At 48.4% G+C, this 11157-nt stretch carries 11 protein-coding genes; 4 read left to right on the top strand and 7 right to left on the bottom strand.

The genetic code is table 11. From position 1 onward, the window contains the following. The 4 genes from KVT36_RS24435 to KVT36_RS24420 form a co-directional block, all read left to right on the top strand. Positions 1-314: DMT family protein (locus tag KVT36_RS24435; protein ID WP_217606075.1), on the top strand; the 314-nt coding region annotated here is incomplete at its 5' end. A gap of 109 nt (positions 315-423) precedes the next feature. Beyond that, positions 424-2904 carry a PIG-L family deacetylase gene (locus tag KVT36_RS24430; protein ID WP_217606074.1) on the top strand — a complete coding sequence of 827 codons (2481 nt, stop codon included), beginning with the start codon at positions 424-426 and terminating at the stop codon, positions 2902-2904. Between the two features lies 1 nt (position 2905). Beyond that, the gene (locus tag KVT36_RS24425; protein ID WP_156093023.1) at positions 2906-3070 is read left to right on the top strand and encodes a hypothetical protein; all 165 of its coding nucleotides are present in this window, start codon (positions 2906-2908) and stop codon (positions 3068-3070) included. 222 nt (positions 3071-3292) lie between these two features. Next, complete coding sequence (locus KVT36_RS24420) at positions 3293-4987, top strand: sodium:solute symporter (protein ID WP_217606073.1); 1695 nt, start codon at positions 3293-3295, stop codon at positions 4985-4987. 11 nt (positions 4988-4998) lie between these two features. On the opposite strand, the gene KVT36_RS24415 is transcribed toward KVT36_RS24420, so the two are convergent. The 7 genes from KVT36_RS24415 to KVT36_RS24385 form a co-directional block, all read right to left on the bottom strand. Beyond that, a complete protein-coding gene (locus KVT36_RS24415) occupies positions 4999-5238 on the bottom strand; it encodes a hypothetical protein (protein WP_217606072.1) in 240 nt (79 codons plus the stop codon). A 12-nt stretch (positions 5239-5250) separates the two neighbouring features. Next, entirely contained in the window at positions 5251-5541 is a 291-nt protein-coding gene (locus tag KVT36_RS24410) for a hypothetical protein (RefSeq protein ID WP_089917073.1), read from the bottom strand. A 12-nt stretch (positions 5542-5553) separates the two neighbouring features. Further along, positions 5554-7743, bottom strand: a complete 2190-nt coding sequence (locus KVT36_RS24405) for a hypothetical protein (protein WP_217606071.1) — start codon at positions 7741-7743, stop codon at positions 5554-5556. Positions 7744-7990: 247 nt separating this feature from the next. Continuing rightward, positions 7991-8839 (bottom strand): DUF2911 domain-containing protein, encoded by an 849-nt coding sequence (locus KVT36_RS24400; protein ID WP_217606070.1) that lies wholly within the window; start codon positions 8837-8839, stop codon positions 7991-7993. Positions 8840-8976: 137 nt separating this feature from the next. Continuing rightward, positions 8977-9651, bottom strand: a complete 675-nt coding sequence (locus tag KVT36_RS24395; protein ID WP_217606069.1) for a response regulator transcription factor — start codon at positions 9649-9651, stop codon at positions 8977-8979. A 101-nt stretch (positions 9652-9752) separates the two neighbouring features. Continuing rightward, positions 9753-10556: a sensor histidine kinase gene (locus KVT36_RS24390; RefSeq protein WP_217606068.1), complete on the bottom strand. Its 804-nt coding sequence runs from the start codon at positions 10554-10556 to the stop codon at positions 9753-9755. Then, entirely contained in the window at positions 10543-11013 is a 471-nt protein-coding gene (locus KVT36_RS24385) for a hypothetical protein (protein WP_217606067.1), read from the bottom strand. The genes KVT36_RS24390 and KVT36_RS24385 overlap by 14 nt, the downstream gene beginning before the upstream one ends. Between the last annotated feature and the right edge of the window lie 144 nt (positions 11014-11157).

Genomic DNA, 11157 nt, shown 5'->3' with positions numbered 1-11157 from the left:
TCCTCATCGTATCCAACACCTGTATGACCTTTGCCTGGTACGGGCATCTCAAACACCAGGATAAGGCGTTGTGGAAGGTGATCCTCATTTGCTGGGGCATTGCCTTTTTTGAATATTGTTTTATGGTGCCGGCCAATCGTTTGGGATCACAGGAAGGGTTTAGCGGTTTCCAGCTGAAAACCATCCAGGAAATCGTTACCCTGAGCGTGTTTTGCCTGTTTGCCGTGTTTTACCTGAAAGAGCCTTTGCGCTGGAATTACCTGGTTTCCTTTGTGTTTATACTGGCAGCCGTGTACTTTATGTTTAAGAAGTGATCTCCACTCATCCCTTTATCGGTCCATTCTCACATTTGACGGCATACCACCGGTGCATTCGCACATTTAATGCTTATTTTTGACCATCTGAAAACCACGAATCAACAACATGCTTGTAAGGATCAGCTTATTACTTACCGCCCTGGCGGCTCAATTAACCGCATGGGCGCAGCCCTCGCCTGTGTTGAATGCCGCAGATATAAAATTACAGCTCCGTAAACTGGATACCCTGGGCAGCGTGTTATACATGGCCGCTCATCCGGATGATGAAAATACCCGCCTGCTGGGTTACCTGGCTAAGGAGAAATTATACCGCACCGGTTACCTGTCACTCACCCGTGGTGATGGCGGGCAAAACCTGGTAGGGAATGAGCAGGGAGAGCTATTAGGCCTGATCCGTACCCAGGAGCTGCTGGCTGCCCGCCGCATTGATGGCGCAGAACAGTTCTTTACCCGTGCGCAGGACTTCGGCTTTTCCAAGAACCCGCAGGAAACTTTTTCCATCTGGGACCGGGAAAAGATCCTGGCCGATGCAGTATGGGTGATCCGCCAGTTCCAGCCGGATGTGATCATTTGCCGTTTCCCGGCAGATAGCAGGGCAGGGCATGGGCACCATACCGGTTCCGCTATGCTGGCCGCAGAAGCTTTTGCCGCTGCTGCAGATCCTAAACGTTTTCCGGAACAGCTGAAATACGTAAAACCCTGGCAGGCCAAACGCCTGTTATGGAACACCTTCAACTTTGGGGGTAATAATACTACCGCACCCGATCAATATAAAATAGATGTAGGCGCCTTTAACGTGCTGCTGGGCAGGGGATATGGGGAAATAGCCGCTGAAAGCCGCTCCCAGCACAAAAGCCAGGGTTTTGGCGTAGCGGCCTCCCGTGGCAGCTCCCTGGAATACTTTACCACTATCCAGGGCGATGCACCTAAACAAAGCCTGATGGACGGTGTTAACACCTCCTGGGAACGTGTACCCGGCGGCGGTAAGGCCATTGGGGAAATGGTAGATAAAGTGATAACCAGTTACCAGGTAGAAGATCCCGCAGCATCCGTACCCGCGCTGCTGGCTATACGAAAAGCCATTACCGCCTTACCGGATAGCTACTGGAAAACGCAGAAGCTGAAAGAAACAGAACAGCTGGTGCTGGCCTGCGCCGGTTTATGGATGGAGGCTTACAGCACCACCGCTGAAACCGTGCCCGGGAAGCCACTACAGGCCAGCGTGCAGCTGATCAATAACAGCCATGTACCGGTACGCCTGCAAAGCATTCAGCAGCAGGACAAGGATACTACTTTGAATAAACAGCTGGAGTTTGACCAGTTTGTGAGCATTCCGCAAATGATCACGGTACCGGCTAATACCGCTTTATCACAGCCTTACTGGCTGGCTGCCCCGCACCCGCTGGGTATGTACATGATAGCAGATCAGCAGCTGGTAGGCCGCCCGGAAAATATACCTGCACTACAGGCTGCCATTCATTTGGAAATTGACGGGCAGGCCTTTACGGTACAACGCCCACTGCAATACAAACATACTGATCCTGTAAAGGGAGAGGTGTATGAGCCGCTGGTAATAGCGCCCCCTGTGGTAGCTAACCTGAATACTCAGGTATTCATTTTCACAGAACCTCAGGCACAGCCGGTAACCGTAAAGCTGAAAGCTATGGCAGATGGTACTAACGGTACCGTACAGCTGCAGGTGCCCAGTGGGTTTAAAGCCAGCCCGGAACAACAGTCCTTTACGCTTAACCATAAAGGCGATGAAACCGAAGTGCTGTTTAACCTGGTACCGGTGCAAATGAATGGTAATAACAGCCGGGTAGATACGTTTAACGTAGCTGCTACCGTAAACGGTCACGTTTATACGCAAAGCCTGCAAACTATTCACTACGATCATATTCCGCCCATTACCCTGTTTCCGCCGGCAGCAGCACGGGTAGTAAGCCTGCGTTTAAAACACAATGGCAACAAGCTGGGCTACATTGCCGGCGCAGGCGACCTGGTGGCCGCTTCCCTGCAGCAGGTAGGTTATGAAGTAACCCTGCTGGATGAGAAGGATATCATGGGCGGACACCTGCAGCAATACGATGCTATTATTGCAGGCGTACGTGCCTACAATACCAATGAACGTTTAAAATACTGGCAGCCCCGCTTAATGGAATATGTTAAGAACGGCGGCACCCTGCTAATACAGTACAATACCGTAGGACCGCTGGTTACCAGCCAGCTGGGACCATATCCGTTTAGCCTTTCCCGTGGCGACCGGGTTACAGATGAAAATGCGAAAGTTACCTGGCTGCAACCGAATGACGAAGTAATGCATTATCCCAACCAGATCACGCAGCAGGACTTTGACGGCTGGGTGCAGGAGCGGGGTTTATACTTTACGGTAAATGCAGCTTCTGAATACCGCAGGCTGTTTGCCATGAACGATAAAGGGGAGCAGCCGCTGGATGGCAGCACCCTGGTGGCTAATTATGGTAAAGGCAGGTATGTATACACTTCCCTGGCCTTTTTCCGTGAGCTGCCTGCTGGTGTGCCCGGTGCATACCGCTTATTTGTAAATCTTATTTCGGCAAAAAAGTAATATGAGTAAAAAGCACGAGGAAAACCGCCCCCGCCTTACGATTGCCGCCGGTTTGTGTATAGCGCTGGGCCTTATTATAGGCATTGTGATCAAACGTGTGCAGGTAGGCCTGTTCATTGGTTTGGCGCTGGGGCTTTTAGGGGGAGGATTGCTGAGAAGAAGATAGATTCAATTATGAAATGAAATAGCTAAGGAATGTATTCTTAATTCAATTACGGATTATCATGTAAAGGAAACCATGTTTGATCATTCGTAATTACCTGTAATTCCTGTTCATGGAAAATGAAAAGCCACCTTTATTCAGCGCATGGTGGATCTGGTACCTGTTGGTGACTGTCTGGCTGGCTGTACTGATCCTGTTATTCTTTTTATTCACCAAAACATTCTCATGAGTGTACTGGATTGGATAGTCCTATCCGCAACTTTAGCTGTAATTATTTTATACGGTGTATGGAAAAGCCGGGGGCAAAAAAACATACACAGTTATTTCCTGGGTAACCAGTCTATGCCCTGGTACATTGTATTATTGTCCATTATTGGTACGCAGGCCAGCGCTATTACCTTTATCTCTGCTCCCGGTCAGGCCTATACGGACGGGATGCGTTTTGTTCAATATTACTTTGGCCTGCCGCTGGCCATGGTGGTGCTGTGCATTACCTTTGTCCCCATTTTCCATAAGCTGAAGGTATTTACCGCCTATGAGTTCCTGGAGCAGCGGTTTGATCTGAAAACGCGCACCCTAACCTCTATTTTATTCCTGGTGCAAAGAGGACTCTCCACGGGCATCAGCATTTACGCGCCATCTATCATTCTCAGCAGCCTGCTGGGCTGGAATATTTACTGGACCAATATTGTAATGGGCGGAGTGCTCATCATTTATACCATGTCCGGTGGTACAAAGGCCGTTAGTTATACGCAAACATTGCAGCTGGCAATCGTATTCACCGGTATGTTCCTGGCCGGCTGGATGGTGGTGCATTTGCTGCCAAAGGATATTGGCTTCAGCGACGCATTACATGTAGCCGGTAAAATGGACCGCCTGAATGTGGTGGTGACTGATTTTGACTGGAAAGACCGCTACAACATATGGAGCGGTGTAATAGGCGGGTTTTTCCTGGCGTTATCTTATTTTGGTACAGATCAGTCGCAGGTAGGGCGCTATCTCACCGCGCGTTCTGTTACAGAAAGCCGGCTGGGATTACTTATGAACGGGCTGGTGAAAGTGCCTATGCAATTCCTGATACTGTTAATAGGCGCGCTGGTATTTGTGTTTTACCTGTATTTCCGTTCGCCCATTTTCTTTAATGAAGCACAGCTGGATAAAACCTACCAGTCTGCACAGGGGCCTGCGCTCAAAAAACTGGAGGCCCATTATAATGAACTGGCTGCCGTTAAACAACAGCAGGTGAAGGCGCTGGCTGATGCTTTAGCCGCTAAGGATGAAAACACGGTACGTGCCACCCAGCGTAACTTACAGGCTACGGAATCTGCTGCTGCCAGCCTCCGGGAACAAGCCGTTAAGCTGATCAAAAAAGCCGATCCTGCGGCGGATGATAATGATACCAACTATATTTTTCTGCACTTTGTAGTGCATAACCTGCCAAAGGGATTGGTGGGATTGCTGATCGCCATTATCTTCCTGGCCTCCTGGGGCAGTGTGGCAGCGGCGTTAAATTCGCTGGCATCCACTACCGTAGTGGATGTGTACAAACGCATGGTGAACAAAGATGATTCGGATGAACATTATCTGAAAGTATCCAAATGGTGGACGCTCATCTGGGGCATTTTCTGTATAGTGGTAGCACAGTTTGCCAGCCAGCTGGGAAGCTTAATAGAAGCGGTGAATGTATTGGGCTCCCTGTTCTACGGGGTAATACTGGGCATTTTTATGATAGCCTTTTATATTAAGCGGTTAGGAGGGACGGCCACGTTCTGGAGCGCAGTTATTTCAGAAGCATTGATCATCACCATTTATAAATGGGACATCGTATCCTTCCTGTGGCTGAACGTAATAGGCTGCGGGCTGGTAATAATACTGGCCTTTTTGATCCACTGCTGCCTTCCGGAGAAAATTAAAAGGTAAAAAACGTCATTTTATTCCTCCACCTGTATCAAATTCGGTACCTCCAGCATAGTTACCGCATCTTTTGAATGCACCATCTGCACTGCGCCTTTGGATGCAAAGCGGTAGATCTTACCTGTATTCATACCTACCGTAGTTAACGCGGTATCACCAATGTACCGGAAGGCAAAATGTATGGCATCATGCCCTAATAATCGTTGGGCCGTGCCCGTTGTAGCAGCCAGGGTGGCTCTCTTTTTTCCGCAACACATAGTGTAGTCTTTTTAGGATGAAGTATTTTCCTTTGAGGTTAGTTTTTCCAGTAAAATAGCGGCGCCGGAAAGGGCCGGCCATAACAGCAACCGCTCCTCCCAGCTAATGCCCAGCCATGCGGCAAAGGGCAGCGCTATCCAGATGCTTAAACAATAAAAGCAGTCAAGCAGGTTTCCGAAGAAACCTGCTCCTGCTTTTTTCCGCAACCAAAAAATGATGTCAAACGGGCCGTCTTCTGCCTGTAGCAGGTGCGTGATGCGCCAGGTGGCCAGTATACATAATATGAATAAGTATATATGCATTAACGTTAGTGCTTATCCTAAACAGAAACCTTTAGGCATATAATTATAATACCCGTACTGGCTGCTGCCTACAATGGTACGGTCATGGCCCTGGATCCAGATGTTGTAACCACAGGGCGGTGTAACATTGGCCGTGGTTTGCAGCGTCCAGGTGCCGGACTGGCCGTTATTCGGTAATGGGAACAGGCCACTGCCATAAGCCAGGGATGCGGTAGGCAATCCATCAATAGTGATGGTGGTGCCAGCTGCAGCCGGGGTAATGTACAGGGTCAGGCTTTCGGCATCATTATCCAGCATCTGGTAAGTGCCGGAAATGCTGCTGCCCGGCGGAAAATCGCCACAATCGCCGCCGCCGCTGGTAATGGTCACATCCACATCCGGTGCATGTACATCGGCCAGGAATTTTACCCACTGGCTGTTATAGAACACGCCGCCCAGGGATACATCTTCAAACTCTATCTTAATGTAATGCACGCCATTCTGGGCCGGTACAAAACTGCCAAACAGGTCGTCCACGATAAAGGTGTTGGAGCTTGGGTTGGCCAGGTAAGGCATCCAGCCGTTGGCATCAGGTGTAAGTGTGATGGCCGGGCTGATGGTGCCAAAAGTATCCGTTTTAATATGAACAGGCGACATAACAGAATGTTCAGAGGTTCCTGGTTCTATAACACGGATCCGGTACCGGAAGTTGTGTGTATTCTGGTTAAAGAAGCGGCCACGCAAGGTGGTATTACCGCCAAACGGACTTTGTACTGCCGTAAAACCAAGCGTGTGCAGGCCGTTGGCTTCGCCGCTTACACCACTGATCAGGTCTACCGGCATACCGCCCAGCAGCTCTATAAAGGGTTTCAGCTGGCCGTTAGGTACGCCCTGTGGCAGCGGTTTAACTTCAACGGTGCATTCTTCACGGTCGCCCCAGGGTGCTACCCAGTTGGGATCAATGGGCGGTACGTAGTTCCAGGAAAGGATCACACGCACTTTGGCTTTGCCCGTCTGGCACCACTCTTTCTGGTATGGGTCCAGCACTATTTTCAGCGGGGCATTGTACCAAAGGCCGCCATCGGGTATGGGAATATCGTGTACGGTTACGGAAGAAGTGCCCATGTACACCCATCCACCGCCAAAGTCCATGTAATACGCCAGGTATTCTTTGGAGCCTTTGGAGCACAGGTTACCGGAGTAACCGGCATTGCGTTTTATTTGAATGGCGGCATTCAGCGTATCAAACTCGCGGTTCAGGCCTACACAGCTCACCTCTTCATAGGTGGTGTTGAACTGTTGCTGCTGCAGCACGCCAATAATATCGCTGAGGTCCAGCTCATATTTTTTCAGCAGCTCGTATTGCGGGGCTGTGATGGCGGCTTTGGTGAAAAGGGCATTGCTCACAAAGCTGTAGCCTTTACGGGCGGGTTCCACCTCTTTCCCGTAAATTTTGCTGATCTCTGCCAGGGAATAGTTTTCTTTTGCCACGGCAGTGTATTCCAGCGGGGGCAGGTTTTTTTCTACCTGGTCAAACTGTTTTTCATCCAGCTTCACGCCCACATTTCCGAGTATATCATCCAGCAGGCAAATAAAACCGGTACGGGGTGCAGCCTGGATGTTGGCGTCCAGCACATTGCCCCAGATAGGGATCCAGAAAGGCGCTCCGGCGGGCGGTGGCTGGTTCCAGGAAAGAATGGCGCGTGCGCGGGGCAGTACCGGTTTTTTGTCGCAGCAGCTTCTTTTCTTGGGTGTAAAGGTGGTGAACAGCTCATAACACAGATCTTCGTTGGCGCCAAAGTCGTGGATGTTAAAGTCCACCACGCCTTCATCCTCCCAGGAGGTGCCGTTGTCATAACTTACATAAAAGCGTACATACTCTTTGCTTCCGGGCGTACAGGGGCCGCCGCTGTAACCGTAACCCTGTTTCACCTTTACAATGGCGCTCAGGCGCTGTATGTCCGGTTTGTAGCTAACACAGGTCACCTGTTCGTAAAAGGTGTTGTACTGGATGCTAACTTCCGGTTTAAACAGCTGGTTCAGGGGACTGTCTTTGTCCTGTATGCCAAAATAGTTTGGATTTTTAAGCAGCAGCCAATGTTGCTGGCTTCGCAGGCCGGCATTGTCGTCTGCTGCTGCCGCTGCCCCAGCTGGTGCTGTGGTTGCAGGTACTTTTGAAGTGGGTGCGGTTTGGGGAACCGCTTTACGTGGTTGTGATTGCATAACATTACATTTTGGGGTTCTACTGAAAACTAAAATTATCCTCCAGAGTAATGAGGAGGTTTTGGGGATTGCAGGATACAAAAGTAAGGGAATGAGATAACAGCAGACAAGCGTAGAAATACCTGATTAATGTGCTGATAGCTGATAGGCTGGCAGTTTCAGGAAATGCAACCGATATAAAATAAAACTGCCTGCACCATGAAGATGCAGGCAGTTGTTTATAAGATCTATAAACCAGTAAATCAGATTAATCCAGCGTTGCTATCAGCTTATTATTCAGCGCTACATAATCATCGTTCTTAGCTTCTTTAGAAAGTTCGATTGATTGCTGTGCAGTAGCTTTAGCGCCTTTTTTGTCGCCGGCTTTGGCCTGGATCCGGGCTTTCAGGTAAAACATGTAAAAAGCCTTGGGATTTTCTTTGGTAGCGGCATCTACCCAGGCCAGCGCCTGTTTCAGATCTTTCCCGTTCTCAAAGTAATAGTTGGCTGCAGCAAAGTAAGGCTTCTTTTCACCTTTCATGGCTTCGTCTATCTGCTTCATTACTTTACCGTCAATGTCGGCAGTAATTTCAACCGGCACACCGGTGCGTTCCCACAGCAGCATCATGTTCATGGAGGTAGACCGTACCTGGTCAAACATGATCATAAAGCTTTCAATGTCAACCGGCAGATCAACCGGGCTTACGCTAATGCGTACCACATCATTCTCCGGTTTGTAGGCTGCGGGGCTGGTTACGTCCAGGTCTTTGGTCAGGATAACTGTCCATTCAGACTGGCCGGGAATTGTGAGCAGGCCGTATTTACCGGCTTTCACATCTTTGCCGCCGAATTTTACGTCATCGCCAAAAGTGATGGTGGTAGCGCTGTTGGCGCCTGTTCTCCATACTTTACCATAAGGCACCAGGTCGCCCATGATCTTCCTGCCTTTTACTAAGGGGCGGGAGTAGTTCACTTCTACAGATGATAAGGCAAAATCCTGTTTAACGGTTTGGGTAGGGCTGGGCGCAGGCAATTTCAGGTTCTGTGCAAATGCACCCTGGGCCATGCACAGAAGCGCGCAGGCTGCTACAGTAAAATGGTAACGTAAAGTTTTCATAATATAATTGGTGGTTTTAAAAGCGTAAAGGATAAAGCAAAAAGCGTAAAGCATAAAGGAGAAAGCAGAGAGCATATAACGTTGATAAATACACGCTTATTATACTATACAGGCAGCTTTTTGCTTTCAGCTTTCCGCTACTCAATAAGTCCGTTCCTGAATGCATAGATCACCAGCCCTACGGTATTTTTGGCGCTGGTTTTTTCCAGCAGCTTTTGCCGTATGCCCTCTACGGTGCGGGGGCTGAGGAATATTTTTTCAGAGATCTCCTGGGTGGTGCATTCATTGCAGATCAGCTGCAGCACTTCCTTTTCGCGGTCGTTCAGCTGCAGTTCTGTATTGGCGCTGTTGCTTTTAAAGGTAGGTTTGAACTGTTGTTTATTCTTGTGCAGCACTTTCTTCAGCAAGGCCAGGTTTACGTTCTCGCTGAAGTAAAATCCCTTTTCATACGTGGTGCAAATGGCTTCGTATATCTCTTCCGGTTCTGCATTTTTTAATAAATAGGCGTTGGCCCCATTCTCTACCAGGTGTACAATAAAGTTATCATCTTCATACATGGTTAGTATGATGATCTTTATATCCGGGTACCGTTCCTTTACCTGGATGGTGGCCTGTATGCCGTCCATATTGGGCATTTTCAGGTCCATCAGTATTACATCTGGCTGCTGCTCGTCCATGATCTTTAACAGGTGCTCACCATCTTCCGCCTCAAAGATCACATTAATATTATCATACGGGGTGAGTGTATTAATAACGCCGCTGCGAAAGATCTTGTGATCGTCAGCAATCGCCACTTTTATCTGTTCCGCCATAGGGAGTAATAATTGTGTACAGTGTAAATAGCCCGTAAAGTTAAGTGATTTTTTTTCTTAACGTTTAATGATCAACAATTTAATAACTAACAAATTATTAGCTAATTCACTGACGGTTGATAATTTTCCACCCGTATCTGCGCAATTGTTCCTTTGGGTGACCTCGATACAAAGTTGATACTTCCGCCGATAATATTCAAGCGGCTTTCGATATTTTTAAGTCCAAGGCTGCCTGTTTTCTTGCGGGAGCTGTCCAGGGCGGCCAGCAGCAGGCCATTGCCATTGTCTTCAACGTCAATGCTTAAGAGGGTGGGGGTGCTATGGTAGGTGATCAGTACTTCGGTGGCCTGTGCATGTTTCAGGATGTTATTCATCAGCTCCTGTACCACGCGGTATATGTTCAGGGCTTTTTCCCGGTCTACCGGCTGCCCGTTACCGGCGGTCTTAAAGGAGATGGCCACCTGTTTATTCTTGTTCATCAGGCTGCAGAACGAGTCCAGGGCATGGGAAAGGCCCAGGTTATCCAGCGCCTGGGGATGCAGGCTTTGGGAAATGAAACGCAGGTGCTGTATAATGGTGTCTGTAAAATCTTTGGTTTCTTTTAAACGGTCGCCTTCACCATTGCCGTTTTTGAGATGCTGCTGCAGCTGGCCAATATTCAGCTTTAATACGGATAGCTGGGCGCCTACTTCATCATGCAGGTCTTCTGCAATACGTTTGCGCTCCTGCTCCTGGCCCTGTAAAACAGCCACCAGGCGCTCCCGTTGCAGCTGCAGGTCTTTATCCCGCAGCACCAGCTTGTGCTGGATCACCTGCTTTTGCTGAAATATCACCAATACTACCACCAGTATGCCCAGCAGGAGCATGGCTACCGTTCCGATTATTATGATCTCAAAAAAATTCATGCCGCAGTTTTTGGGCTTTCATAAGTCCAATATAGAAAAGAATTCCTTCAATTATGCCGCCGAGGAAGATGACGGTTTGGATAGGGGCATCTGTTGCAATATTATTACGGATCAAAAAGTTACTGGCCAGGGCATAAAAAAAGGAGCTGCACAGGTAGATAAAAAGCCCCGAGTTAAACCAGAAATCCGGCAGGCTGTTAATAAAAACCGCTTCCTTTACCAGGTTCTCGTCTGATAAAAGCTGCAGGAAAAAAATAATACCGTAGATCAAAAACACCATGGTACGGATAGTAGCAAAAATAGAGTTAGCACTGTGTATCCCTTCCAGTTTAAAGAAATCCAACAGGAAAATAATAAGCGCCAGTCCCGCTACGATCTTTATAATTTGCTTAACCAGGTTGTTTTTAATGACGAGGTAATAATAAAAAGAAAGGATGAAGAACTGCGCAAGCTGCATGATGTTGGAAAACCACAGGTTACTATGAAATATCTTTGCTAAGATAATGGAGCCAACAGCATAAATAACACTGGAAACTAAATAATAGTACGCCCACCTTCCGGCTTTATCCAGCAATTTGTAATTTAAAGTGAAGGGGATCAA

The organism is Chitinophaga sp. GbtcB8 (genome assembly GCF_019091455.1).
In the GTDB taxonomy this organism is placed as follows: Bacteria; Bacteroidota; Bacteroidia; order Chitinophagales; family Chitinophagaceae; genus Chitinophaga.
This window is presented reverse-complemented; position numbering and strand designations above follow the sequence as displayed.

Bases quoted from the DNA above. Each gene is read 5' to 3' on its own strand.
- KVT36_RS24405 (WP_217606071.1), bottom strand. From the start codon at position 7,743: ATGCAATCACAACCACGTAAAGCGGTTCCCCAAACCGCACCCACTTCA.
- KVT36_RS24400 (WP_217606070.1), bottom strand. From the start codon at position 8,839: ATGAAAACTTTACGTTACCATTTTACTGTAGCAGCCTGCGCGCTTCTG.
- KVT36_RS24410 (WP_089917073.1), bottom strand. From the start codon at position 5,541: ATGCATATATACTTATTCATATTATGTATACTGGCCACCTGGCGCATC.
- KVT36_RS24420 (WP_217606073.1), top strand. From the start codon at position 3,293: ATGAGTGTACTGGATTGGATAGTCCTATCCGCAACTTTAGCTGTAATT.
- KVT36_RS24395 (WP_217606069.1), bottom strand. From the start codon at position 9,651: ATGGCGGAACAGATAAAAGTGGCGATTGCTGACGATCACAAGATCTTT.
- KVT36_RS24430 (WP_217606074.1), top strand. From the start codon at position 424: ATGCTTGTAAGGATCAGCTTATTACTTACCGCCCTGGCGGCTCAATTA.
- KVT36_RS24425 (WP_156093023.1), top strand. From the start codon at position 2,906: ATGAGTAAAAAGCACGAGGAAAACCGCCCCCGCCTTACGATTGCCGCC.
- KVT36_RS24390 (WP_217606068.1), bottom strand. From the start codon at position 10,556: ATGAATTTTTTTGAGATCATAATAATCGGAACGGTAGCCATGCTCCTG.
- KVT36_RS24385 (WP_217606067.1), bottom strand. From the start codon at position 11,013: ATGCAGCTTGCGCAGTTCTTCATCCTTTCTTTTTATTATTACCTCGTC.
- KVT36_RS24415 (WP_217606072.1), bottom strand. From the start codon at position 5,238: ATGTGTTGCGGAAAAAAGAGAGCCACCCTGGCTGCTACAACGGGCACG.